This window comes from Enterococcus sp. DIV1420a (assembly GCF_051712165.1).
GTDB classification, from domain to species: Bacteria; Bacillota; Bacilli; order Lactobacillales; family Enterococcaceae; genus Enterococcus; species Enterococcus faecalis.
On record NZ_JBIOOI010000001.1, the window covers coordinates 488,993 to 512,969 of the forward strand.

Below are 23,977 nucleotides of genomic sequence, written 5' to 3' on the forward strand. Positions count from 1 at the left end.
ACTTGTTCTTTTTTTAAACAAATTACCTAGAATTCCTATACAGGCAGCCATTTTTTAAGTAAAATGAAGTGATGACTCCTTTAGGATGAAAAAACGTGAATAAGAAAGGACTGAGAAACATCGCACGAATTAAACCATTTACATTGTTTCTGCTAGGCTTAGTTGTCAGTTGTGGGGCCTTTTTTGCCCAACCTACTGTGACTCACGCAGAAGAAGATATTACCGCAATTGCTAAAAAAATGGGGACAACCCTGAAAGCGGATGGCATTCCCAAAGCAGCCATCGTTGTTGATGCTGATTCTGGAGAAATTCTCTGGTCGCAGCAACCAGATTTAGCGTGGAATCCTGCCAGTATTGCCAAAGTGATGACCATGTACTTGGCCTTTGAAGCAATGGAGCAAGGAAAATTTACAATGGATACGACTGTGACTGCTACGCAAAAAGATGTCGATATTTCTAAAATATATGCCATTAGTAATAACAAAATTACGTTAGGTGTTGCTTATCCAGTCCGTGAACTGTTAAAAATGATTGCTGTCCCCTCTTCTAATGTGGCGACTCTCATGTTGGCAAACTTAATTTCAGGGAACCAGCCTACTGACTTTGTTCATTTAATGAATCAAAAAGCGGCTGAATTAGGGATGACAAATACTACCTATTACAACTGCAGTGGAGCGCAAGCAAGTGCCTTTAACGGCCTGTATCAAATGCAAGGAATTGACCCAAATGGCGATAACGTCTCTACAGCTAGAGATTTAGCTTCACTAACCTATCACTTTCTGAAAAATTATCCAGAAATTTTAGAAATCACCAATAAACCAGTGGTGAAAACAATGGTCGGCACGCCTTACGAGGAAACGTTTGAAGCGTACAATTATTCTTTACCAGGCGCTAAGTATGGTTATCAAGGCGTGGATGGTTTAAAAACAGGCTCTAGTCCAACAGGCGGTTTTAACTATATTGCGACTGTCAAACAAGGAGATTTCCGTTTAATTGAAGTCATTTTAGGCGTTGGTAATTGGCAAAACCAAGATGGTGAATACGAACGGCATGTGGCTGGGAATGCTTTGCTGGACTATGCCTATACGACATACGAACGCAAAAAACTTTTAGACAAAGGACCACAAACCATTGATCACAAAAAAGTCACTTTGGCTAACGATTTATACGGTGTCGTTCCCAAAGGCAGTCAGCCTACTTTTAAATTAGTAGCAGGGCAGGTGCAAGTCGACACGCCTTTGACATTGTTAAATAGTACTGTTCAAGCGCCGAAAGTGGCTTACCAAGAAGTTAAGCCAAAACAAACAACAGCTGAAGCTGCGGAAGAATCAAACGAACATTCTGGGGATACCACCGTTGCAGAACCGAATCATTTTATTCCCAAATCGATTGCCACAAGTGTTTTAGTCCTTTTCGGGCTGATTTTCTCAGTAATTACCCGTCAGCTTCAAAAACGTTTAGAACGTCAGAAAAAACACGGCAAAGAAAGCAGTAAAACTGCATCCATGCGGACAATCTTTTTAAGTGCCGCAGTTCTTTCTTTCCTATGCGCCGTTGGCTTGTTTCTTTTATTCTAATTAAAAAAAATACCACCAAGCGTGAAATGCTTGGTGGTATTTTTTATAAGCCCATATTAGAAAGCGTATTGACCACGTTCATCAATTCATCGCGACGACGAACTTGTTTGTCGACAGGACCGTCAACTTCTTTCACGTCAATGCGAACAACAAAGTGACGATTCAAAGTAACAAACGTGTCTTCGTTAATTTGGATATTTAATTCTGTTTCAGAATAGCTTGCACAAGCATCTTGCCAGACGTCAAATGGTTCTCTGTCTGAAGCGACTTCTGTTTTTACCACAGAACGACCACTTAATTCTTGAAAGGTTACATCATAAAATTTAGTCATTGCTTTCACCTCTGTCATTTATTCGTTACTTCTATATTATAGCGTTTTCTGGAAAAACACGAAACCATTTTCTCTATTCGACATTTTGAATTTGTTCACGAATCTTTTCTAAGGTTGTTTTCATTTGAACGACACTATTTTTTATTTCAATTGGACTTGATTTCGAACCAATCGTATTGACTTCACGGTTCATTTCTTGAATTAAGAAATCTAGTTCTCGGCCCACTGGTTCTGTTTCGTCAAGCAACTGATGCAACTTATCAATATGGATATCCAAACGATCCAATTCTTCATGAATATCGCCTTTTTCCAATAAAATGGCCATTTCTGTTAATAAGCGTGTTTCATCCACTTGGCTACCTAACCATTCGTTTAATTTCGCTTCAAAACGTTGACGGTATTCTTGTTCAAAAACGCCCACAAACGCTTGCAGTTCTTGAATTGATTGGGTCAACACTGCTACATAGTCAAGCAGGACTTGTTTAATTTGCGTTCCTTCTTGCACACGGCTTTGGTCAAGACTAGCGATGGCTGCTTCAAATGCTTGAACAAGAAATGGTTCAAATGTCTGATCAACAATTTCTGCTTCCACTATTTCGACAAAATCATTTTGCTTTAATAAATGGTTGACCGTGTCCCCTGCATCAAACGTTGCTTCCGGATATTTTTCCTTTAAATGTTGATCTACCGAAGTTAATAATTGATCAATTAAGTCCCACTGCACGCGCACTTCTTTTTGATTGTTGCCGATTTTTTGGAGATTTACATAGACTTCCACACGCCCACGTTTTAACGTGCGTTTGATTACTTGCCGAATCACCAGTTCATAGGCATTCAGTTCCTTGGGCATACGCAATTGAATATCTAAAAACCGCTGGTTGACACTTTTGACTTCGATATCCAATTGATAATTTTCATTTTGAATGGTCTTTTTTCCAAATCCAGTCATACTTTTCATTGACAGGGTGCTCCTTTTACATGGATTTAATTGTTTTGCTTAATTCAGCAAATTCTTCGTTAGTTAAGGTGATGCCTTTACCCATTTTTTCGTGATCAGGGGCCCACTCACGCAAATCAAATTTTGGTGGACGACCATTCCAACTAATTAAATTCAATTCTTTACGCCAGCCACGAGCATTCTCAGATAACACAGCGACTTCTTCTAAAATTTCATATGAAAATTCTTCTTTCATAACATTCACTCCTTGTTAGTATTCTCCTTAGGTTATTGTACCATCTTTTCCTCGACACTTAAAATACACATCTCTTTTCTATCACCCTGTCTATATAAACATACGCAACTTTTTCAAAAAATCAGTAAAAAAAGCGACAACTGCTCGTTTCAATCGTGTCAGTCACCGCTTCTCTGTTTATTCTTTTTCTGTATAAAGATCCACCACTTCAAAACTTTGGCAAACTAACAACATGTCGGGATAAAATTGTAGCTGATAGGGGGCCAGTTCTTCTTTAAAGAACCGCGCATGCTCTTCATACCAATAATCCAACGTCAAATCTCCTTCACCTTCCGCTTGCGCAAAAGATTCTGAGACCTTGTTCATGGGCATAATTTCAACTTTGGTTGTTCGAATAATAGCCAGCGGTTGAGACTGACCATCTAAAATTATGTCGTATTGACCAGCTTTAGGGAGTTGTTCTTCTTCCATCTTATAAATATCTAAAGAAGAACATGTCGCTGTCTTACGACCAGAAACAACCAATTGACCCAAACGATTACCCATCTCAGAAGAGCCATCACCAAACATCCACACATCGGGCATCAACATATCTAATTCATGTTTATCTAAAAAGTTTTGCCAGAACACTTCTACATTTTTTAACATCCTTTGCTCTCCTTTTTATTTTTACTTCACGCAACCTTCTTTCACTAATTATACATAACTGATTGCTTTTCTCCTATACTATTTTTACAAAATGAAAACTAAAATAATGTCAGTAACATTTGGACAGAAAAAAAAAGAGAGCGTGGGACAAAAATCACTTTGGATTTTTGCTCCACGCTCAAAAACTTATAAACGGCGGGAACAGAAGCAACTCCTTCGGAAATAAGCCGAAATTCTCCAAAAATTACAGAACAATTTTCGGAAATTCCTTCTTATTTCTCGGAGTTAAACGCTTCTGTCCCGACCTCATCTTTTTATTTTGCTTGTCGTTCTTTGATTTTCGTGAGTAAAGATTGAACATGCTGGCGTGCCGAAGCTTCATCTTCTTGAAGCATCTTTTCCGATAAAATAAAGGAGCCGCCCACTGCTAATACTTCTTCTGCTTCCACATACTCTATAAAGTTTGTTTCATCAATCCCACCAGTTGGTAAAAATTGAACATCATAAAACGGACCGCTTAAACTTTTAATGGCTTTTAACCCGCCGTAAATATCGGCTGGGAAAAATTTAACCACTCGTAAGCCATACGCCAGCGCTCGCTGAATCTCCCCAGGCGTAGCTGTTCCTGGAAAAATAGGCACCTCGTTTGCCAGACAAAAATCAATGACTTCTGGAACAATCGCTGGGGAAACAATGAACTGTGCACCGTTCGCTACTGCCTCTTGGGCTTCTTTCAAGGTTCTAACAGTTCCTGCGCCCACAATTAAATTCCCTGAAGCAGCAAGTTGTTTGATGGCAGGCAAGGCCAGCTGACTCCGAAAAGTGACCTCAATAAACGGTAATTCGTTTTCTACTAAGACTGATTCTACTTGTGGCAAATAGCGTAAATCTGTTGCAGTATATAGTGGTAAAAGTTTACATGTCGCTAATTGTTGATACAGTTGATTTTTTTCAACTTTTGTTTCCATTCTGTCACTTCCTATTTTGTTTGGCTTTGGTTGCTTCGTACAGTCCTTGAATATAGGTCAACCCCATTGCTCGATCATATAAACCATAACCAGGCATCGCTTTTTCATCCCAAATTGCCCGCCCATGATCAGGACGAATAACACCTTCATACCCTACATCTACCAGTGCTTGCATTAATTCCGCCATATCTAACGAACCAGCGACACTCGGATGCGCCGTTTCTTCAAAACGATGCTCACCTAAATACTTCACATTGCGGAAATGAACAAAATTAATTCTGTGACCTATTTCACGAATCATAGTAGGCAAATCATTCGTCGGGTCCGCACCGAGGGAACCTGTACAAAATGTAATCCCATTTGCTGGTGAGTCCACCAAGGAAAGGATCCGTTTTAAATCCGCTAAATTTTTAGTGATTCTTGGCAAACCAAAAATTTCCCAAGGTGGATCATCGGGGTGAATCCCCATTTTGATATTTTCTTCTTCACAGACAGGAATCACACGTTCTAAAAAGTAGCGCAAATTTTCGACCAAATCTTCTTCTGTTACGCCGGCATACATGGCTTTCAATTCTTGAAATTGTTGCAAACGCTCCTCTTCCCAACCTGGTAACCGGAATCCTTTTGATTGACTGTGAATCAATTGATACATGTCTTCTGGCTGCATGTTCTCTACCACAGCTTGATCAAATAACAACGATAAGCTGCCATCTTCATTCTCATACGCCAAGTCCGTTTTAGCCCAACCAAAAATAGGTTTGAAACTGTAGCACACTAAGGAAATTCCACATTTCCCCAAGTTACGTAACGTTTGGCGATAATTATCAATATAGTGGTCTCGTTGATCCGTTCCCGCTTTAATGGCATCATGAATAGCGACACTTTCAATTCCTAAAAGTGCTAATCCTTCTTGTTCTACCGATTGTTTAAGTGCCTGAATTTCGGCTACAGTCCAAACATCACCTGGTAGTTTATTTAACAAGGTACCGACAACACCAGTAATTCCTGGAATCTGTCGAATATGTTTTAACGGAATGGCATCGCCTGCCGCTCCGTACCATCTAAATCCCCATTTCATTGCTTTCACCCTTTACTACATTCTTAAAAATCATCGTCCTCATCCTCTTCGTCCTCAAAGGAAGTCATAGAAATATCCCATGCTTGCACACTTTCTTTGCCTTGCGCAACAATCGCTTGCGCCGCTTCAGCAATCGGTGTGCCCAATAATTGATGGTTTATCGCTTCTAAGACCATTGGTAGGTTGGTACCACTCACCACAAAGATTTTCTTTTGTAGAGCTGGTTCGAGTTCGTTAATCACCAAAACTGCCTGATTGTAAGGACTCGCACTTAATAAGTCAACCATGACCAACACGCCATCCCCTTGTTGGACGTTCTCAATCGCTGTTTTAATTTGTCCGCCTAGTGCTTGGACATCGTCTCCACTATTTAGATTAACGGTTTCGATATTTTCGGTTGCGCCCATAATCACGGTAGCTGCGTCTTTCGCACCGTCACTTAGTGCACCGTGTGTAGCAATCACAATCCCTAACATAAAAGTTCCTCCTTCAGTTCAGTGGCTTGAGTCATTACTTCAAACAGTCATGCAATGACTCAAGCGACTGTCCTTTTCTATAAATTAAATTTGCCTAAAACCTCTTTTAAACTAGTTTTTGGTGCAGAAGGCGTTGCTTGGAAATAAATATCTTCTACGCCATACACCTCATGTAGTTCTTTTAATTTTTCGGCATCTTCTTTGTTTAAATAAACTGATTTGGTTACTAATAAATCTTTTTCTGGATTCTTCTGTGCAATACCGCCGATGTTTAACTCCTTCATAGGGACTCCGTGTTTTACTAAGTCATAAATTACAGAGACGGTTTTAGCGATTAAAATACAGTTGTACTCTTTGAATTGGTATTCATCCCAATAAAATTTAGCTTTTTCCGGCGTAATGACAATGGTTTTTTGTCCTGTCCGACTGCCTGCACTTTTGTATAAATCACGCATAAATTTATCCTTTGCCACCACTTCATCAACAACGAAAATGGAATTAACGCCATTTTTTTGGGACAAGGTCACCATCACTTGTCCATGAATTAATCGTTCATCTACTCTTGCTAAATTTACTACGCCCATCTGATTCACGTCCTTTTCTTTTTATAAAATACCGACTGTTGCTAAGACAATTAAAATACCTGTTAACCACAATAATGCTTGCGTAACTTTCAAGCCTTTTTTCGTATAGAACCAATACACGCCCATTACAACAGCTAGCGGTAAGAGTCCTGGGACAATCTGATCAAGGATATCTTGAACCACAAACTCACGGCCAGAAAGTTTAAATTGAAGAGTTGAAGAAACTTTGACATAATTACCAGCTAAAATCCCCATCATGAACAACCCTAAAACAGATAACATTTCAATAGCTTTTTGAATCCCAGCACTTTGCATTAAGCCTGTGGCATTCCGCCCCATTTTAAAGGATTGTCTCGCAAAGAACACACCTAACAGTACTTGATAAAGGGCAAACGCGACAAAGGGGAAAATCGCACCTAATGCGCTACCTTGTTGCGCCCACGGCACCGCAATCGCAATAAAAATATATTGAACCGTACCTGAGTCAATCGCATCACCAATCCCCGCTAACGCGCCCATCAATCCAGCTTTGGTGTTATACATTAAATCATCTTGCATCATGATTTCGCGGCCTTCATGTTCTTCTTTGGCCCGCTCTTGTTCCATGGAAGCCATCAACCCAGTAATGACACCGCCGCCCCAGCTTAATTGCGTATTGAAAAACAGCAGTTGACGCATATAAGCGGCTTTTAATTGTTCATCGTCTTTATATAATTTCTTTAAAAGTGGCATCATTGCGTACAATAACGAAGGCGCCAAGTAACGTTCAAAGGAATGGGGAATTTCATTGGCAAAATGCCAACGGAGATAGGCTTTTGTAACATCTTTATTGGTAATTTCTTCTGGTGCTAAATTCGTTGTTTTCGGCACGACTTTTTCTGTTGTTTCCGTCATTTCAGTTCCTCCTTTTTCTTTTAAAACCCGTCATCGTAATCGTCATCATCATCAAAATCAGTGGTGGCACTGGCGGAACCAGCACTTTCTGCTACAGGTTTGCCTTTTTGGACTTGCACAAAAATTAACGCAATAATTACGCCAAAGATGGCATACGTTACCATGGTAATTTCCAATGACTTAAAGACGATACTCATGAAGTATGCAAGGAAAAAGAAAACCAAGAAATCTTTTCGACCAATGACATAGACCGTTGTCGCAATCCCAATTGCGGCTAAACCACCACCGACTACTTCTAACACGTGAATCACAACGGTTCCTTCTAATGCTTTAATAATATCGGCAATGACTGGTGCCCCTAAATAAAGAGCAAAAAAGACTAATGGAACGAATAAAATAAATGAGGCAATCGTTGGATACCAGATAATTGAGCGGGCAATTTTTTTAGAATTTAGTTCAGCCACCGCACGATCGGTATACTTCCCTAAAAACGTGTTAATAAAGAAACGGAATTGATATAAATAACTCCCTAAAAGACCGACAGGAACCGCTACGGCGATAGCCGCTTCCGGCTTCAAATTCCCTAGCAACGCAACTGGCACAGCAATCGCTGCCGCAATTGATGGTTCTGCTGGCATAGAGCCACCTGGTGAAAAAACACCCATGTAAATCATTTGTAATGCTGCGGTGACAATCATCGCTTTCGGGACATCGCCCATCACTAAACCTGCTACTAACCCTGTCATTAAGGGCGAGAAACGCAACGTTAACGTTGCTCCTCCTCCAAGCCATCTGGACATAATTGCTGCCACCCAAAGCGCCATTATCAAACTTTGTAAAACACTTAACGTTTCCATAGTTCCTCCTTCTTATCCTTGGTTTTGGATATACTTTTCTAGCTCTTCAATCCCTTGACGTAAACGTTCTTCCGAAATCTCAATAGGAATTAAATGAACCTTTTCTTTTGAATCAATAAATTGAACCATTGCATCGAGTACTGCTTCTTCTTCTGGGTAAAGGCCCATTTGTCGTAACGACATGGGCAAGTTTAGCTCTTGATAAAAGGTGATTAATGCGTCTATGATGGCCCACCTTTTTTCCAATGCTAATTGATAGAAGATGCCGTAAGCTACTTTTTCGCCATGTAAATAGTCATGACTTTTTGGTAAAAATTTACTCATAGCATCATGCATGGCGTGTGCTGCTGCATTGCGGGCGTATTTGTCGCCGAAGCCGCCGACTAATCCAGAAACAGCGAAAACAATTTCTGAAAGATGGACAAATTCAGGCGTGAGTTTGCCCTCATCCATCGCTGCTAAGGCTGCTTTTGAGTCCCGCATAATCGCTTCTTGCGAAAGCTTGGCGGTCGCTCCCGCTAATTGTAAAAAGGGTTCCCCTTGCAAATGGGCTTGGCGTAAAATGGTCTCTGATTCATACCATTTCGCTAACGTATCAGCTAAACCAGCGACAAAATAATCACGGGGCGCATCAAGAAGCAACTTAGGATCAGTGATTAAAAACGCAGCTTGGCGAAAGAAATGTTCCGTTTTGCCTTCGGCCGCGCCATTTTCTTGATACATCACAGCTAACGGTGTCCACGGCGCACAGTTACTAGCCAAAGTAGGGACCAAGCCAAAATTCAGATTGTTTAAATGGGCGCTGTAGCCCACTAAATCGGCTAACTTACCGCCGCCGACTCCCAGAAGAAAGTCAATCTGGTGTTCCTTTATTTGCTGTGAAATTTGTTCGGCGCCAAAATAACTACATTCTCCTGTGTAAGTGTGATAGAAGAATTGATACTCTGAATCTGCCAAGAAGGACAAAAATGGCTGAGCTTTTTCAAAGGATACGGTGCCATGCACCACCAAAATTCGTTGGGCGTGATATTCCTTGAAAAGTGACGGCACCGAAGCTAAGGCGCCTTCGTGGTAACGATAAAATTGCGGTCCAACTTTCACTTTTAAATCAGTTAACATGCTCCTCCTCCTTCTTAACTAACGTAACGACTGACTTCTTGCACTGCCCGTTGAGGTAAAATACCTTGCACCACGTCTTCCACATCTTGCACGCATTTTTCTCCCATCGCTTGCAGGCATTCCATGGTATAAGCGGAGGTGTGCGGCGTCATTACTACATTTTCAAACGCAAGATAAGGATGATTTTTCCGACCTGGTTCCTCTTCTAAAACATCTGTCCCAAGCCCAGCAATTTTGCCCGATTCTAAGCCGGCAATCATGGCTTCTTCATCAATCAAGGCGCCTCGTGCGCTATTGGAAAGATAGACGCCGTCTTTCATCTTGGCAATTTCCGCCGAGCCAATCATGTGATAACTTTCTTCAGTTAAATTGGCACATAAACAAATGATGTCTGCTGAAGCTAGCAACGTATCTAAGTCTACTTTTTTGGCTCCATAACTTTGCAGATAAGTGGCGGATTTATAGGGATCATACGCTAACACGTCACAGCGAAATCCGTTTCGTAACGTCTCAACGACACAACTTCCTGTGTTCCCAACACCAATGACACCCACAATTTTGTTAAATAACGTCCGACCGACAAAATTCGCTCGTTTTTCCCATTGATCTGCTTTAACGCTGGCATCTGCAGCCACGGTTTGCCGTAAAACAGCTAGTAAATTTGTGACATTGTTTTCCGCCACGGCATCTCGTTCTACTAAAGCTGGGATGATGGAAACAATTGTGTCATGCTGTTTTGCAGCGTCTAAATCGATGTTGTTATACCCAATGCCGTGGCGAGAAATCAGCAACAATTCATCTTTATGTTCAAAAAATTCTTTCGTGAAAAATGGCGTCACGCTAGCAATAATAATCGTATATCCTTGTAAACGTTCCGCTAACTCTTTGCCACCAATTTCACTGTCGACTGTAAAATGCTTCACGGTGCCTATTTTTTCTAAGCGCGTCAAGTGTTCAGGAAAAATTTGACCAAAACTACTGGAATTCACTATGGCAATTTTTTGTTTTTTTAACATGACTAAACTCCTTTACTGACTTTTTACGACTTCATGCCCGCCAAATCCTTGTCGCAAAGAAGCGACCACTTTGTTTGAAAAATGATTTGCTAGCATACTTTCATTTCGAGTAAATAAGGACAACGCCGTAGTTGGGACGGGCATCTCCAAACGCAATGCTTCTTCAATCATCCATTTGGCTTCGCCATTTGCTGCAACTTTCCCTTCTAAATTGGCTAACGTAGGATTTTCCGCAAAAACCTCTTTCGCTAAGCCCATCAAGCGAGCTTCAATAATCGAGCCGTGATTCCACACATCGGCTACTTTCTCCAACGCAAAATCATATTCGGCAGCTTCTAATAAATTGAATCCTTCGCCCATGGCTTGCATCATGACGTACTCAATCCCGTTATGCACCATTTTCAAATAGTGACCAGCTCCTGATTTCCCAGCATAAAGATACCCTTGTTCACAAGCTAAATCTTCAAAAAATGGGGTTAACACTTTGACAGCTTCAGGCGCACCGCCAACCATTAAACACGCTCCTTCCCGCGCTCCTTTGATGCCACCAGAAGTACCACAATCAATAAAATAAATTCCTTTTTCCTTAGCAAGCTGAGCATTCGCAACACTATCATGAAAATTTGAATTGCCACTATCCACAATGATATCCTCTGGTGCTAATTGCTCTACCAATTCTGCCACTAATTGATTGGTAATCTGACCAGCGGGGGTACTTAAAAAAATCACCTTCCTTTTGTTAAGCGCTTTCAATAGTTCCGGCAACGAATCTACAACGGAAAGCCCCTGCTCTCTAGCAGTCGCTCTTGCTTCTTTTGTCACATCAAAGCCAATAATGGGCCAGCCTTGTTCGTGAACATTTAACGCCATGTTCAAACCCATTTTCCCAAGTCCAATAAAGCCAATGTCCATTTTTCTTTCACCTGCCTCTTTTGATACTTCAATCATAAAGGATAAAAAAAATAATGTAAACGATTACACTAATTAAAAAATATTTTTTATTTTTTAGCAAAAATCTTGCCTACTCAAAAGGTAAAACGTTTTTATTTTTAAGGAGCTTTCATACAAAAAACACAAGTAAATCTCTTGGTATCACGTTCTTTTTACTGGCTACTTTCTTTAGTTGAGAGAAGTCTTTTCAAGACCCCTTCATTTTTCAGAAAAAAGATTATTTATTTTTTTTTGGCTTTTTTTAAAGAATTTCTTTTTTGTGGAGAAAAAGAGAAATTGTATTTGTCCTCTTTTTCCACTATAATCAGTCTATACCAACAATGAAAAGGCATTCATTCTATTTTAAAAAATAAGATTGGAGGAACGTGTTAATGAAAAACCACTATTTGGATCAACGGATTCGGATCAAAAAACCGAATTTGAGCCTCACAGAAAAGAAAATTTCCGATTACTTTGTTCATTCTGAATCATTATTGACACAAATGACGTTAGAAAGTCTGGCCAACGAAATTGGCGTCTCCCAATCTTCCGTGTATCAATTTGTAAAAAAGATTGGCTATTCTGGGTTCCAAGAATTTAAAATTGATATCGCCAGAAATTCTAATTATCAGCCGACTTTTCAAAACGTCAATAGCGTGAATGGCGCCGATGATATTTCACCAGATGATGATAGTATTACGATTGCTAAAAAAGTCTTACAAGCCAATATTTATTCCCTCAGTAACACCACACAGTTCTTAACAAAGGAGCTGTTAGATAACGTGTTGGCTTTGATGTACTCTGCCAAAACGCTTCACTTTTTTGGGCAAGGCGGCTCCTCGATTGTGGCTTTTGATAGTTTCCATAAATTCATTCGGACCAACTATCGGTGCAACTACATTTTTGATTACCACATGCAGTTAAGTTTTGTCACAAAATTAACCAGTGAAGATTGCGTGTTTATTTTTTCCCATTCAGGCAAAACCAAAGAATCAATCAACCTAGCACGACAAGTTAAAAAAACCAACGCAAAAATGATTACGTTAACCGGTAACAGCGGTTCAGAGTTGGCAGGCTTGTCCGACGAAGCAATTATTGTCGTCACCGAAGAAGGCTTGTTTCGTGCGGAATCCTTGGCTTCACGGATTAGTTACTTAACGGTAATGGATATTTTATATACAAATACGATGTATCACAATTTTGATCAAAATGCCGATTCCTTGAAAAAAATCCGTGATAACATTAGCACGACTAAGACAGATCCGCATTATTTGTCGTAAAGATCTGAATGGTGCTTATTTTTGTAATATCGGTCCTCGCGAATTGGCTTTATACCGTGACTCTACATTTTATGAAGTAAGTGAACTACCATGGAGGTATTTAAGAGGTCGGGACAGAAGTGTTTACCTCCGAGAAATAAGAAGGAATTTCCGAAAATTGTTCTTTAATTTTTGGAGAATTTCGGCTTATTTCCGAAGGAGTTGCTTCTGTTCCCGCCGTTTATTAGTTTTTGAGCGTAGAGCAAAAATCCAAAGTGATTTTTGTCCCACGCTTTTTATCTTGTGGGTAAAAATAAGTTAGAAAAAAGAACTTGGGGGTTATGTCCAAGTTCTTTCTAAATCTTAAGACAATTAGTTAATGCACGTGTTGTCTTAGCTTCATTTTAAATTTGCTTATTTCGTTCATTCCGTTACTTTAAATTGTTCGGACACATATTTAGCGTAAGTTTTATGTTTACTTACTAGCTCATCATGTTTTCCTGAACCAGTTACTTTCCCTTTTTCAACAAAGTAAATGCTATCCGCATCAACAATTGTCGACAATCTATGGGCAATAACCAATGTTGTTCGGCCCTTCATTAAATTGGACAATGCCTCTTGAACCTTCATCTCAGATTCTGAATCTAGGCTAGCAGTAGCTTCATCTAACATTAGAATCTTGGGATTCCGCAAGAATGCACGAGCAATTGCAATACGCTGTCTTTGCCCTCCAGAAATTTTAACGCCACGTTCACCGACTTCCGTATTCAATTTATCTGGCATTTCTTCTACAAATTTTCGCGCATATGCTAGTTCCAAGACATCCCATAGTTGTTCATCTGAGAAGTTTTCTGCTAAGCCATACGTTAGATTATCTCTGATTGTCCCTGCCATAATCGCAGAATCCTGTGATACAAAGCCGATTTGACGACGATAATCTGATAATTTGATATCTTTTATGTCAATATCTCCAAATTTAATTTGTCCTTCTGTAGGTTCATAAAACCTTTCAATTAAACTAAAAATCGTCGATTTTCCGCCACCTGATGGGCCAGCAAAAGCAATTACTTGGTTTGGCTGAGCAGTAAAAGAAATGTCTGTTAAGATAGGTTCCTCTGGTGCATCTTCATAAGAAAATTTTACATTTTTAACTGATAAAGTCTTTTCCGATAAATCAATATCTTGTCCACTTTCAAAGTCTTCAGGTTCTCTAGATAACAATTCTTGCACTCGTCGCGTTGATCCTGCTGCTTTAGCTACTTCAGAAAATAACGTCGCAATGATTGGCATGGCGCCAATAAGATTAAATAGATACATTAAGAAACTCATCAATGTTCCGATTGTCATCACACCAATGGCAATTCGATGCATCCCATATGCTAATAGCCCAAATACCATGCTCATAAAGACCATCATCATAATTGGTTGCATAGATGCATCAAATATTGCTTCTTTTTTCCCTACATTAAATAACCGATCCACTTCATTTGCAGCACGAACCTGCGCCTGAGATTCAGCATTAGAAGTTTTGACTAAACGAATTTCACTCAACGTTTCAGTAGCAAGTCCGTTAAATTGACTCATAGCATCTTGGCGAATGTGACTAACTTTTGAACCAAATGCCATTACTGGAATCATACAAAGGATTACAACAGGAACAGCAATTACCATAGCAAGCGACATATGCCAATCCATTTTAATCATCATATATACCGTACCAATAACTGTAATCACACTGGCAACTGTTTGAGGAAAAGTAACGGCTAACAATTGCTTAACTTGATTAGTATCATTTACGACCCGGCTGGATATTTCACCCGCTTTAACAGAGTCAAAATAAGAAACTTTTAGAATAGTTAATTTATTCCATAAGCGTTTACGCATATTTTGGATGACATTTTCACCAAAAATACCTAAAATTGTCCCTCCTAATGCAGAAACGAGTGCTGAAAATATAAATAATCCAACAACTTTACCTAATAAACTATAATCTACTCCCTTTTGAAAATTATTGACTAAACTTGAAGCAAGTTTTGGAACGTACACTTGGATACTAGAAGAAATCACAAGAAATATCATCCCAATGCCAAGCAGTAAATAGTTAGGCTCTGTCATCTTGATTAAGCCTAAAAATTCTTTAAACGAAAATTTTGTTTTATCTGCTCGGATAGAATCATGACTATTTTTGCCGCCTCCACCTACTGCCATTATCTTCTCCGACCTCTCTTCCATCCTTCAAAGCCACCGTATTCACCATTGAATTCACCAAATCTACCAAAGCCATCATGTCCCATCATCTGTTCTCTAGCTCTACCATATCTAGCTGATATTTTTCTGAAATGTTCCCAATTTTTATCGTCGCCAAAAATTGTTTCAATTTTATCTAAAAATTCTTCACTAGAAATATTCTTTTCTATACGTTCTAAATAATTATTTAAAGACTCTAGTTCCTCCTCTGAAAAGCCCTTAAACATTTCTTCATTAAATCCATTGGAAATATTTCCTTGAGTACTTAAACTTTCTCGTCCCTTATCGGTCAATACAACGAATGTGACCCGAGCATCTGATTCATTTTTGACTCGTTTAACTGCTTTAACAGACTCTAATTTTTTTATGATTTGTGTCACACTAGAAGGTTTTATATCTAAATATTCAGCGATTCTTCCAGCTGTTACATTTTCTTCAGAAGCAAGCAATTTTAACGTTTCAAAAGTGTTATCTGGTTTCTCCTCTATGCTAGAAGCAAAGATTAAGTAAGGTTGTTGAGCAATTTTTAATAGTTTATTTAAAATATCTGTTTTTTTCATAATTTCCTCCAAAAAATTTATTTAGTTTATATATAATCTAACGAACTAAATAGTAATCTATTTAGTTTACTTTGTCAACAACAAACTAATTATTTGTATGTAGATATAACCAAAATGAAAAATAGCATACAGAAACTGCCGATTTGTTTTATCGATTCATCTGTTCCTCTACTTAAAAATCTATTTGCCAATTCAATCATGAATACTAAAAAACGCTTGGCACAAGCCAAGCGTTTTGATTCTCTCTTTACATCGAACCTTTAAAAACATCTTTATTCTTAGCAAAATAATCAACACCAGAGTAAATGGTGAAAATCAAGCAGGCATATAGCATGATTTGATCTAGTGGTAGATGAAGTGCTGAAAATGGAATGTTGTTAATGAATAGTAAAATAATTGCAACCATTTGGGTAGCTGTTTTTACTTTTCCTGGCCAAGCTGCTGCCATTACTTCGCCATGTTCGACTAATAACAACCGTAAACCAGTTACTGCCAATTCACGACAAACAATAATTGCTACAATCCAAGCGGGTACTTTGCCTTGACCAACTAAGACGATAAAGGCGGTCATCACTAGCATTTTGTCCGCTAATGGGTCCGCAAATTTTCCGAAGTTCGTCACCAAGCCTTGTGCACGGGCAATTTTGCCATCCAACCAGTCTGTAAAACTAGCAACTGCAAAAATAATCGCGCCCACTAATTGGGTAACGGCTAACGTTGTGTCGCCAAAACTAATCGTTCTCCAGTCCATTGGCACCGACACAATAATAATAAAAATCGGAATCATAAATATTCTTAAAACTGTTAATTTATTTGGTAAATTCACTTCAATTGCCCCTTCCTTCTCCTGTTCTATTTTACGTTATCTTGCTGGCAGTGTCACGAAAAAAAGAAAAGAATCTGGAATAATTGCCGTTTGACCGTTTATTCAGAAATATTCTTGCCTTTTTTTAGAAAGAGCTGGTAATAGCCTAAACCTAAATTAATCATTCCAATCAATGTGATACTGTCTAAAAATTTAGAACCATAGATAAAGTAGAAATACAGTTGTAAGCCAACAATCAAGAAGCCCATGACCAACAGAGCGATTGAAAATATGGTGATAAGATTAAATTTTTTATTAACTATTTTAAGCATTGATAACCCCTTCTCTCTTGAATTATTATTGTCGTCTTTTTAACCATTCGCTGTTAATTATAAAAGAAAAGAATCTGGAATAATTGCCGTTTGACAGTTTATCCAGATTCTTCTTACACCATTTCTAACGATACGTAATCCCTAATGTAACATCCTTACGAATTAAAACTGGCGTTTTTTCCAGTGTTAAATCGGCGCCATCGACTTGAATGGCGACGTTATTTGAGGCGCCTAGAATCAGTGTCGCGTTGGCGGCGTTCGCAGGTAAAGCTGTTGTTTGGGTCTCTCCTGCTTGCAGGGTGTGTTGGTACGTATAGTTGCCATCGACCATCACGCCAATCCAGCAAGAGCCTTCAGTCCCTTTAAAGGTAATGTTGATTGGACTATTCGCATCTTTAACCGTTGCAGTCACTTGATTGTTAGCATCACTCACCACAGCCACAGCTGTTTTCTTCTCTGGTTCGCTTGAAGAAGACGGCGGTGTACTACTTTGTGTGCTACTTTCTGGGGCTTGACTTGATTCTTTGGGTTTTTCCACACTGGCACTAGTTGCCGGTGTTTGAATAATCGGTTCGGCTTTTTGATCTTGCCACATAATATACAGCACCACGACCGCAATGGCTAAACCAATTAACGAAAAGGCAATGGCTGGTAAGTTCCGCAGTAACCAACTGGATTGCTTTTCTTCGTCATGCAATTGCTTACGTGATCCTTCAAGCTCTTCATACACTGGCTTGGGTTCTTCGACAATTGCTGGTTCTTTGCCATCATAGATATCTACCAATTGATTGCCATCTAAGCCGACCGCACTTGCATATTGGCGGATAAACGCCCGCACATAAAAGGTGCCTGGTAAGGACTCAAAATCGTTTTGTTCAATAATTTCTAAATATCTTTTTTGAATTTTTGTCATTTGTTGCAGTTCATCAATTGAGATGTTCTTCTGCAATCTTGCTTCTTTTAGTGTTTCTCCAATATTTACGCTGGCCACTCGTCCATCTTCTCCAGTCTATTTTGTTAATTTATCGATTGTCTCATCAGTCTTTTTCAATTGCCAAGGAAAACATTCCCGTCCTTTAAGAATACCACAAAAGAAGCCAACTGAGGATAACAAAATTGAAAGATTTCAAAGATTTTTCTTTTTCTTAAACAGTTGGTTTATTGCTCGGTTTCTCCTTTAGGATACATGTAGAAACGGCTCAATCCTTCTTCACGAATCAAGGTCTCTGCTACTTGGCGGACGTCGGCTAATTGAATGCTTTCAATGACTTCAATCTTATCAAACAGCGTGGTTTCCCCAAACAATGATTGTGAAAATTGGTTGGCGATATACTCTAAAGAGTTTAAGGATTGGAAATATTTACCAATCATTTTTTTCTTCAATAAGGACAAATTTTCTTCCGTTAATTCTGGACTTGTTGTGGCAGATAATAAAATAGCTTCAATTCGTTCTGCTAAGACTTCTGGTTGCTCACTATCGCCGCCAATATCCGCAAAATGGAAACTGCGATCTAAATTAAAGTCATAACTAAAACTATCATCTAACAAGCCTTCATCATAAAGAGCCAAATAGTTTTGAGAGGTATTACCAAACAATAATTGTAACAACAAATTCACGGTGACTTGATATTTCATTAAGTCACGACCCGTTGTTGGCACTTCATCTAAGCCTTTCAAGCCAACAAGCACTTTTGCCCGTGTGACTGCCATTTCAATGGCGCTCTCTTTGACAATGTCAGCAGCTGTTTCTTCAGGAAAATGCCGACGAATAGGTTGGGCGGCAGGAAACTCTTTCGCCGCTTGGTTTTCACGAATGAAGGCCATTAACGCTTCGGGGTCCATTTTCCCTACCACGAATAAGGTCATATTACTTGGATGATAAAACGTATTGTAGCATGTATACAAATCTTCTGCGGTAATCTCCGCAATACTTGCCACTGTGCCGGCAATATCAATATGCAATGGATGTTTCGGATAAAGGTTGCCTAAAATGCCAAAGAACAAGCGCCAGTTAGGATCATCTAAATACATTTGAATTTCTTGTCCAATGATGCCTTTTTCTTTTTCAACCGTTTCCTTCGTAAAATACGGCGATTGCACAAAATCAAGCAACGTTTCTAGATTTTGTGTCACTTGATCCGTCGTTGAAAACAAATAACTCGTTTTCGTAAAACTGGTAAAGGCATTCGCTGAAGCCCCTTGTTGCCCAAATTTTTGGAAGACATCGCCATCTTCTTTTTCAAACATTTTATGTTCTAAAAAGTGGGCGATTCCGTCAGGTACTTCAATCATTTCCTCTTGACCAATTGGCACGAACGTATTGTCGATGGAACCATAATCGGTCGTAAACAAGCCATACGTTTTTTGGAAATCATTTTTCGGTAATAGGTAAACTTTTAAACCATTCGCCAGTGTTTCTGTATACAATGTTTCTTTAATTTGTGCATAGTCTTTTTTAATCATTTTCCGTTTCTCCTTCCAAAAAGAAGATCGCTTGAAGTTCCAAGCGTTTGGCTACTTCTTGGATTTCTGGAATAGTCACGGCATTGATCCGCGCAATCCATTCCTCCGCCGTCAGCATCGTCTGCGGCATTAATTGGTTCAAGTATTCTTTTTCCAGCCACGCGCCTGCATTATCTAACGCTAAGATATACTGATTTTTTAACATTGCTTTCGTTTGTTCAATTTCTAATTCGCTAATCTTACCTAAGCGAATATTTTCCAATTCTGTCGAAATCAAACGCAAGACCTGATTCCGATTTTTGCCATCGATTCCTGTTTGAACCGTCATGAAGCCACGGAAGGTGTCGATACTACTAGAAGCATAATACGCTAAATGCTCTTTTTCACGGACATTCATAAATAATTTAGAATGCGGGAAACCGCCAAAAATCCCATTAAACACTTGCAACGCAAAATAATAGCTATCGCCATAATAAATATCCGTGTTGTAAGCCAAGTTTAATTTTGATTGGGCTAACACCTCACGCTCGGTCCGCTCTTCAATCACATTGCGAATTGGTTGATTGTAGAAAATCGTGGCTTTGCCTTCTTCACGAGGCGTAAACGGTAATTGCTTGAATAATGGCACTAGCTCCGCCTCATTAACATCACCTAAAACAAAAATATCCACTTGATCTTCCGCCAGCATTTTTTGATAATATGCCGCTAATGATGCCGCAGTTTCCTCAGCTAACGCCGCAACGGTCCCGAAACTAGGGATTTTTTGATCCTCCGATTGATTGAAATAGACACTTTGAAGCGCCAAAGAAGCATAGGTTTGCTTATCCTCCACAATACTTTCCAAGTACGCTTTCAAGTTCTCTTTCTCCCGTTGGAAGGTTTCCGCCTCGAATTGGCCCGCTTGAATATTGGGGGCAAAAATAATTTCCTTCAAAAAGTCCACCGCTTCGGCGAGAACCTGACTATCCTGTAAATAATGATCATTGACAATGTTCATAGAAATATTAAACCAATGTTGATTGCCTTTTTTGGAAACGCCAATCCCGAAGCTGGCGCCGTAAAGTTCCGCCAAACGCTCACTTAACTTGACTTGATTCGGGTAATTCAAGCTGTTGGTTTCCATCAAACTGGACAACAGCGTTCTTTTTGTAATGGTTTCATGATTTAATCGTGTATTAAAGCGGACTAAAAGACGCACCGTTTTATATTTTTCTGTAGGAATGACGTGTAAATTCACGCCTTTAACTAATTGAACAGACATTGCCGCATCGCTCCTTCATTTGCTTCATCTTACCTAAAGAATGCTGTGAAATATATGTATCGCGTAAATTCTAAAGCATTTTTTAATGTTTTTTCCAATAGCTCCATTATAACACAGCTTCAGGTGCTTTCTGAATGATAAGAGTTTTTCAGTTCAAATTTTCAAGAAGATTCGGTATACTGTTTTTAAAGTGAGGAGGGAAAAAAGAATGATTAAAGAATTTAAAGAGTTTATCATGCGCGGGAGTGTCTTAGACCTAGCCGTTGGTGTTGTCATTGGTAGTGCGTTTACAGCGATTGTGACACAAGTGGTGGAAGGCTTGATTACCCCGTTAATTAGTCTGATTTTTGTCTTGACGACTGGGAAAAAGAGCGCCGACGATGCATTGGGTGCCCTTGTTTATAAAGTCGAAGGCGTTGAATTCAATATTGGTAGCGTGATTAGTGCACTTATTACATTTTTAATTACGGCCTTCGTCCTCTTCTTGATTGTCAAAGCGGCCAACAAAATGAAAAACCGCGGCAAAAAAGAAGAAGCGGCAGAAGAAGAAGTGGTACCAACGAGCGAAGATTACTTAAAAGAAATTCGCGACTTATTAGCGGCGCAAACACCGCCTGCTGAAACTGTCAAAACAGACAGCACCTTCACAGAGAAATAAGCAAAAAGTCATCCTGAGGGGATGACTTTTTTGTTTGTGCTTTGCTTAGATAGATGGTCCTGCGACGAGGTTCCAAGTGATGTTACCTGTGTAGGCGCCCTTTTTAAGTTGTTGCATTGGTGTAGTAACGTTTAATGAAACATCTCTGAATACACCTGACCAAGTTCCTTGTCCCTCACCAACAGATGCGGTCATTAACGTGCTAGCACCACCACCAATCTTCATGCCAGTGCCAGAAAAGCTCGGTGCTGTTGGGTCACTAGCAATGTTCTTTCCGTTTGAGTTAGACAGTGATTCATAATATTTTACCCCGCTATTATATACTGCATAATACGGTATTAAGTAAAAACTAATCTCACCATCAAGATTGTCTGTACCATTACTCATTTCCGCAATTTCGCCAGTTACATGCCAGCCCTCTTTCGTACCTCGTATATCCCCTACCATAACAGCTCTATATAGTAATAACGATGCCTTTAGAGCAGATAAATCTTCATCAATTTTTGCAAATGGAAAGTCAAAACTTTTGGGAATAGCTAATAAGTCAAAATCTGTATTCGGTTTTGTCGGGTCGGGGTCTACATTCCCGCCATTATTACTACTATGACCTGGTAATACACCTCCCTCAAATTCCACCTGCACAGGCGTATTCCCTGTCGTTACAGCCTGCGCTGAAAGGGGAGCCAAACTAGCGCCTACTACGGCGCTACCAATCAATAAACTTGCCATGATTTTCTTTTTCATCTATGTACGCTCCTTTGCTTTCAATTCGTCTATCAAGTACAGAACAGCAAAAGTGACGACTGTTGTTCTGTACTTGATTCTTTTATTTCTTGTATTTAGATTGATGGTCCTGCGACGAGGTTCCAGGTGATGTTGCCTGTGTAGGCGCCTGCTTTGATTTGTTGATATGGTGTAGTAACATTTAACGTCATATCATCAATACGCCCTGCCCAAGTTCCTTGCCCTTTACCAACAGTTGCATTCATTAATACAGCGGCGCCACCGCCAATTTTTATGCTGGTGCCAATAGCACTAGGGGCTGTTGGATCATTAGCAATATTTACGCCATTTAAAGTATCATTTTCTCTATAATAATGAACATCTTCTGAATTAGTATGAGTCCAATATTCTGCATAGGAAACTTTCAACCCAAAGTTAATATCACCCGTTAGTTCATCTGTTCCATTACTCATTTTCGTTAGTTCACCCGTTACATGCCAACCTTCTTTAGTACCACGCACATCTCCGACCATGACAGATCTGGAAAAACCTACATTTTCTTCGATAGCAGATAAATCATCATTAATTTTCATGGGAGAAAAGCCAAATCTTCTTGGAATGGCTAATAAGTCAAAATCTGTATTTGGTTGAGTAGGATCTGGATCTACATTTCCAGTAATAGTGTTGTTATCTTGGTCTGGCAACTTTCCCCCGCCAAACTCCACCTGCACAGGCGTATTCCCTGTCGTCACTGCCTGTGCTGAAAGTGGTGCCAAACTTGCGCCAACTACGGCGCTACTAACCAATAAACTTGCCATGATTTTCTTTTTCATCTATGTACGCTCCTTTGCTTTCAATTCGTCTATAAAGTACAGAACAGCAAAAGTGACGATTGCTGTTCTGTACTTGATTCTTTCATTTCTTGTATTTAGATTGATGGTCCTGCGACGAGGTTCCAAGTGATGTTGCCTGTGTAGGCGCCTGCTTTGATGTCATAGGCAGAAGTAGTAATGTTTAAAGCAGTATCAAACATTGTCAATCTCCATAATCCTTGTCCCTTGCCAGAAGTTGCATTAGCAACAAGAACTGCGTCGCCCGCTAAAGGAAGGCTCCATAAATCAGGGTTTACACCTTCTGGTCGAGCCCCCATATCTATTGTAGCACCCTGATTTGTATATTGGTTAGTGCTTTCATCATATCTCAATGCATAAAAGCCATTAACACCAATAGTAATATTTCCTTCTAAACTTTCAACTCCTAACTTCATACCATCTGACTGAGCAGTAACATGCCAGCCCTCTTTCGTTCCTCGTAAATCACCTATACCAATAGCTTCCGTATGTCCACTAAGATCTGGATCGTTTTTATTAGGAATAGGTTTGGTCAAATCATCTGAAATAGAAAGCTTACCAAAATCATATTCCCTTGGAATAAATAGTAAATCGAAATTACTATTTGTAGCACCTGGATCTGGTCTTACTGTATTCGGATCTCCACCAGCATCTGGCAACACACCCCCACCAAACTCAACCTGCACAGGCGTATTCCCTGTCGTCACCGCCTGTGCCGAAAGTGGTGCCAAACTAGCGCCAATTACGGCACTACCAACCAATAAACTTGCCATTATTTTCTTTTTCATATGTACATCTCCTTTAACATCTTGAATTCCCAGTGCACCCTAGTTGTTTCTTCGGCGCTGCTGAAGCTATGGCTTTATTATACAAGATTCCCCCTTGTCTGTGATTTTAAATATTGAACAGTTCTTGCAAAAAAACAACATTTCCTTTAAAAGCAACGTTTCCCCTTAGTTTAAAGGCTTTTTTTCAACACTTATTGATATTTTTGGCTGTTATTTAATGGTTTTTCCGAGAAAATACTTTAATAAACAACGAGAAAACGTCACAAAGTAGAGGTTAAACTCTAACTTTATGACGTTTTCTCCTAAAATCTTATACATTTATTCGCAGTTGCAGCGAAAAAACCGTAATTTTTTATTTA

The 23,977-nt window shown here is 39.5% G+C and carries 26 protein-coding genes; 3 read left to right on the top strand and 23 right to left on the bottom strand.

What is annotated here, in order from left to right; genetic code table 11:
• Positions 1-95 precede the first annotated feature (95 nt).
• The gene (locus IGI80_RS02600; protein WP_002386255.1) at positions 96-1,577 is read left to right on the top strand and encodes a DUF1958 domain-containing protein; all 1,482 of its coding nucleotides are present in this window, start codon (positions 96-98) and stop codon (positions 1,575-1,577) included.
• Between the two features lie 43 nt (positions 1,578-1,620).
• On the opposite strand, the gene IGI80_RS02605 is transcribed toward IGI80_RS02600, so the two are convergent.
• The 13 genes from IGI80_RS02605 to gnd all read right to left on the bottom strand — a co-directional run bounded on the left by IGI80_RS02605 (position 1,621) and on the right by gnd (position 11,689).
• A complete protein-coding gene (locus IGI80_RS02605; RefSeq protein ID WP_002383233.1) occupies positions 1,621-1,926 on the bottom strand; it encodes a hypothetical protein in 306 nt (101 codons plus the stop codon).
• Between the two features lie 55 nt (positions 1,927-1,981).
• Positions 1,982-2,866: a YicC/YloC family endoribonuclease gene (locus IGI80_RS02610; RefSeq protein ID WP_002387384.1), complete on the bottom strand. Its 885-nt coding sequence runs from the start codon at positions 2,864-2,866 to the stop codon at positions 1,982-1,984.
• A 16-nt stretch (positions 2,867-2,882) separates the two neighbouring features.
• Positions 2,883-3,101, bottom strand: coding sequence for a YdbC family protein (locus IGI80_RS02615; protein ID WP_002381076.1), 219 nt, complete (start codon positions 3,099-3,101; stop codon positions 2,883-2,885).
• 177 nt (positions 3,102-3,278) lie between these two features.
• Positions 3,279-3,749 carry an ASCH domain-containing protein gene (locus tag IGI80_RS02620; RefSeq protein ID WP_002354908.1) on the bottom strand — a complete coding sequence of 157 codons (471 nt, stop codon included), beginning with the start codon at positions 3,747-3,749 and terminating at the stop codon, positions 3,279-3,281.
• A 314-nt stretch (positions 3,750-4,063) separates the two neighbouring features.
• Positions 4,064-4,717, bottom strand: coding sequence for a bifunctional 4-hydroxy-2-oxoglutarate aldolase/2-dehydro-3-deoxy-phosphogluconate aldolase (locus IGI80_RS02625; RefSeq protein ID WP_002359031.1), 654 nt, complete (start codon positions 4,715-4,717; stop codon positions 4,064-4,066).
• 4 nt (positions 4,718-4,721) lie between these two features.
• Positions 4,722-5,795 (bottom strand): mannonate dehydratase, encoded by a 1,074-nt coding sequence (gene uxuA, locus IGI80_RS02630; protein WP_002388613.1) that lies wholly within the window; start codon positions 5,793-5,795, stop codon positions 4,722-4,724.
• A gap of 23 nt (positions 5,796-5,818) precedes the next feature.
• Entirely contained in the window at positions 5,819-6,271 is a 453-nt protein-coding gene (locus tag IGI80_RS02635) for a PTS sugar transporter subunit IIA (protein WP_002354905.1), read from the bottom strand.
• 77 nt (positions 6,272-6,348) lie between these two features.
• Entirely contained in the window at positions 6,349-6,855 is a 507-nt protein-coding gene (locus tag IGI80_RS02640) for a PTS system mannose/fructose/N-acetylgalactosamine-transporter subunit IIB (RefSeq protein ID WP_438722607.1), read from the bottom strand.
• Between the two features lie 21 nt (positions 6,856-6,876).
• Positions 6,877-7,749 (bottom strand): PTS system mannose/fructose/sorbose family transporter subunit IID, encoded by an 873-nt coding sequence (locus IGI80_RS02645; protein ID WP_002354903.1) that lies wholly within the window; start codon positions 7,747-7,749, stop codon positions 6,877-6,879.
• Between the two features lie 20 nt (positions 7,750-7,769).
• Entirely contained in the window at positions 7,770-8,606 is an 837-nt protein-coding gene (locus IGI80_RS02650; RefSeq protein WP_002354902.1) for a PTS mannose/fructose/sorbose/N-acetylgalactosamine transporter subunit IIC, read from the bottom strand.
• A gap of 12 nt (positions 8,607-8,618) precedes the next feature.
• Positions 8,619-9,725: an iron-containing alcohol dehydrogenase family protein gene (locus tag IGI80_RS02655; RefSeq protein ID WP_438722609.1), complete on the bottom strand. Its 1,107-nt coding sequence runs from the start codon at positions 9,723-9,725 to the stop codon at positions 8,619-8,621.
• Positions 9,726-9,739: 14 nt separating this feature from the next.
• Complete coding sequence (locus tag IGI80_RS02660; RefSeq protein ID WP_438722610.1) at positions 9,740-10,741, bottom strand: D-isomer specific 2-hydroxyacid dehydrogenase family protein; 1,002 nt, start codon at positions 10,739-10,741, stop codon at positions 9,740-9,742.
• 12 nt (positions 10,742-10,753) lie between these two features.
• The gene (gene gnd / locus IGI80_RS02665; protein ID WP_002378979.1) at positions 10,754-11,689 is read right to left on the bottom strand and encodes a phosphogluconate dehydrogenase (NAD(+)-dependent, decarboxylating); all 936 of its coding nucleotides are present in this window, start codon (positions 11,687-11,689) and stop codon (positions 10,754-10,756) included.
• Between the two features lie 374 nt (positions 11,690-12,063).
• On the opposite strand from gnd, the gene IGI80_RS02670 reads away from it, so the two are divergent.
• Complete coding sequence (locus tag IGI80_RS02670) at positions 12,064-12,951, top strand: MurR/RpiR family transcriptional regulator (protein ID WP_438722612.1); 888 nt, start codon at positions 12,064-12,066, stop codon at positions 12,949-12,951.
• A gap of 402 nt (positions 12,952-13,353) precedes the next feature.
• On the opposite strand, the gene IGI80_RS02675 is transcribed toward IGI80_RS02670, so the two are convergent.
• The 7 genes from IGI80_RS02675 to yfmF form a co-directional block, all read right to left on the bottom strand.
• A complete protein-coding gene (locus tag IGI80_RS02675) occupies positions 13,354-15,138 on the bottom strand; it encodes an ABC transporter ATP-binding protein (protein WP_002370114.1) in 1,785 nt (594 codons plus the stop codon).
• On the bottom strand, positions 15,138-15,737 hold the full coding sequence (locus IGI80_RS02680; protein WP_002359022.1) for a MarR family winged helix-turn-helix transcriptional regulator: 600 nt from the start codon (positions 15,735-15,737) through the stop codon (positions 15,138-15,140). The genes IGI80_RS02675 and IGI80_RS02680 overlap by 1 nt, the downstream gene beginning before the upstream one ends.
• Before the next feature lie 247 nt (positions 15,738-15,984).
• Entirely contained in the window at positions 15,985-16,563 is a 579-nt protein-coding gene (gene pgsA, locus IGI80_RS02685; protein WP_438722613.1) for a CDP-diacylglycerol--glycerol-3-phosphate 3-phosphatidyltransferase, read from the bottom strand.
• A gap of 98 nt (positions 16,564-16,661) precedes the next feature.
• Positions 16,662-16,874 carry a hypothetical protein gene (locus IGI80_RS02690; RefSeq protein ID WP_002359021.1) on the bottom strand — a complete coding sequence of 71 codons (213 nt, stop codon included), beginning with the start codon at positions 16,872-16,874 and terminating at the stop codon, positions 16,662-16,664.
• A 124-nt stretch (positions 16,875-16,998) separates the two neighbouring features.
• The gene (locus tag IGI80_RS02695) at positions 16,999-17,865 is read right to left on the bottom strand and encodes a RodZ domain-containing protein (RefSeq protein ID WP_002359020.1); all 867 of its coding nucleotides are present in this window, start codon (positions 17,863-17,865) and stop codon (positions 16,999-17,001) included.
• Between the two features lie 167 nt (positions 17,866-18,032).
• Positions 18,033-19,337 carry an EF-P 5-aminopentanol modification-associated protein YfmH gene (gene yfmH / locus IGI80_RS02700; protein WP_002354885.1) on the bottom strand — a complete coding sequence of 435 codons (1,305 nt, stop codon included), beginning with the start codon at positions 19,335-19,337 and terminating at the stop codon, positions 18,033-18,035.
• Entirely contained in the window at positions 19,330-20,598 is a 1,269-nt protein-coding gene (gene yfmF / locus IGI80_RS02705; RefSeq protein WP_438722614.1) for an EF-P 5-aminopentanol modification-associated protein YfmF, read from the bottom strand. Before yfmF ends, yfmH begins: the two co-directional genes overlap by 8 nt.
• 208 nt (positions 20,599-20,806) lie before the next feature.
• Between yfmF and mscL the strand changes: the two genes are divergently transcribed.
• Complete coding sequence (gene mscL / locus IGI80_RS02710; RefSeq protein ID WP_002354883.1) at positions 20,807-21,256, top strand: large conductance mechanosensitive channel protein MscL; 450 nt, start codon at positions 20,807-20,809, stop codon at positions 21,254-21,256.
• Between the two features lie 45 nt (positions 21,257-21,301).
• Here mscL and IGI80_RS02715 read toward each other — a convergent pair whose 3' ends face one another.
• From IGI80_RS02715 to IGI80_RS02725, 3 genes are all read right to left on the bottom strand, one after another.
• Positions 21,302-22,000 (bottom strand): WxL domain-containing protein, encoded by a 699-nt coding sequence (locus tag IGI80_RS02715; RefSeq protein WP_438722615.1) that lies wholly within the window; start codon positions 21,998-22,000, stop codon positions 21,302-21,304.
• Positions 22,001-22,095: 95 nt separating this feature from the next.
• Complete coding sequence (locus IGI80_RS02720) at positions 22,096-22,812, bottom strand: WxL domain-containing protein (RefSeq protein ID WP_438722616.1); 717 nt, start codon at positions 22,810-22,812, stop codon at positions 22,096-22,098.
• Positions 22,813-22,907: 95 nt separating this feature from the next.
• Positions 22,908-23,618 carry a WxL domain-containing protein gene (locus IGI80_RS02725; protein WP_438722618.1) on the bottom strand — a complete coding sequence of 237 codons (711 nt, stop codon included), beginning with the start codon at positions 23,616-23,618 and terminating at the stop codon, positions 22,908-22,910.
• Positions 23,619-23,977 lie beyond the last annotated feature (359 nt).

Excerpts from the sequence above, each read along its gene's own strand:
- IGI80_RS02605 (WP_002383233.1), bottom strand. The coding sequence starts at position 1,926 with ATGACAGAGGTGAAAGCAATGACTAAATTTTATGATGTAACCTTTCAA.
- IGI80_RS02610 (WP_002387384.1), bottom strand. The coding sequence starts at position 2,866 with ATGAAAAGTATGACTGGATTTGGAAAAAAGACCATTCAAAATGAAAAT.
- IGI80_RS02615 (WP_002381076.1), bottom strand. The coding sequence starts at position 3,101 with ATGAAAGAAGAATTTTCATATGAAATTTTAGAAGAAGTCGCTGTGTTA.
- IGI80_RS02620 (WP_002354908.1), bottom strand. The coding sequence starts at position 3,749 with ATGTTAAAAAATGTAGAAGTGTTCTGGCAAAACTTTTTAGATAAACAT.
- IGI80_RS02625 (WP_002359031.1), bottom strand. The coding sequence starts at position 4,717 with ATGGAAACAAAAGTTGAAAAAAATCAACTGTATCAACAATTAGCGACA.
- uxuA (WP_002388613.1), bottom strand. The coding sequence starts at position 5,795 with ATGAAATGGGGATTTAGATGGTACGGAGCGGCAGGCGATGCCATTCCG.
- IGI80_RS02635 (WP_002354905.1), bottom strand. The coding sequence starts at position 6,271 with ATGTTAGGGATTGTGATTGCTACACACGGTGCACTAAGTGACGGTGCG.
- IGI80_RS02640 (WP_438722607.1), bottom strand. The coding sequence starts at position 6,855 with ATGGGCGTAGTAAATTTAGCAAGAGTAGATGAACGATTAATTCATGGA.
- IGI80_RS02645 (WP_002354903.1), bottom strand. The coding sequence starts at position 7,749 with ATGACGGAAACAACAGAAAAAGTCGTGCCGAAAACAACGAATTTAGCA.
- IGI80_RS02650 (WP_002354902.1), bottom strand. The coding sequence starts at position 8,606 with ATGGAAACGTTAAGTGTTTTACAAAGTTTGATAATGGCGCTTTGGGTG.
- IGI80_RS02655 (WP_438722609.1), bottom strand. The coding sequence starts at position 9,725 with ATGTTAACTGATTTAAAAGTGAAAGTTGGACCGCAATTTTATCGTTAC.
- IGI80_RS02660 (WP_438722610.1), bottom strand. The coding sequence starts at position 10,741 with ATGTTAAAAAAACAAAAAATTGCCATAGTGAATTCCAGTAGTTTTGGT.
- gnd (WP_002378979.1), bottom strand. The coding sequence starts at position 11,689 with ATGATTGAAGTATCAAAAGAGGCAGGTGAAAGAAAAATGGACATTGGC.
- IGI80_RS02670 (WP_438722612.1), top strand. The coding sequence starts at position 12,064 with ATGAAAAACCACTATTTGGATCAACGGATTCGGATCAAAAAACCGAAT.
- IGI80_RS02675 (WP_002370114.1), bottom strand. The coding sequence starts at position 15,138 with ATGGCAGTAGGTGGAGGCGGCAAAAATAGTCATGATTCTATCCGAGCA.
- IGI80_RS02680 (WP_002359022.1), bottom strand. The coding sequence starts at position 15,737 with ATGAAAAAAACAGATATTTTAAATAAACTATTAAAAATTGCTCAACAA.
- IGI80_RS02690 (WP_002359021.1), bottom strand. The coding sequence starts at position 16,874 with ATGCTTAAAATAGTTAATAAAAAATTTAATCTTATCACCATATTTTCA.
- yfmH (WP_002354885.1), bottom strand. The coding sequence starts at position 19,337 with ATGATTAAAAAAGACTATGCACAAATTAAAGAAACATTGTATACAGAA.
- yfmF (WP_438722614.1), bottom strand. The coding sequence starts at position 20,598 with ATGTCTGTTCAATTAGTTAAAGGCGTGAATTTACACGTCATTCCTACA.
- mscL (WP_002354883.1), top strand. The coding sequence starts at position 20,807 with ATGATTAAAGAATTTAAAGAGTTTATCATGCGCGGGAGTGTCTTAGAC.
- IGI80_RS02715 (WP_438722615.1), bottom strand. The coding sequence starts at position 22,000 with ATGAAAAAGAAAATCATGGCAAGTTTATTGATTGGTAGCGCCGTAGTA.
- IGI80_RS02720 (WP_438722616.1), bottom strand. The coding sequence starts at position 22,812 with ATGAAAAAGAAAATCATGGCAAGTTTATTGGTTAGTAGCGCCGTAGTT.
- IGI80_RS02725 (WP_438722618.1), bottom strand. The coding sequence starts at position 23,618 with ATGAAAAAGAAAATAATGGCAAGTTTATTGGTTGGTAGTGCCGTAATT.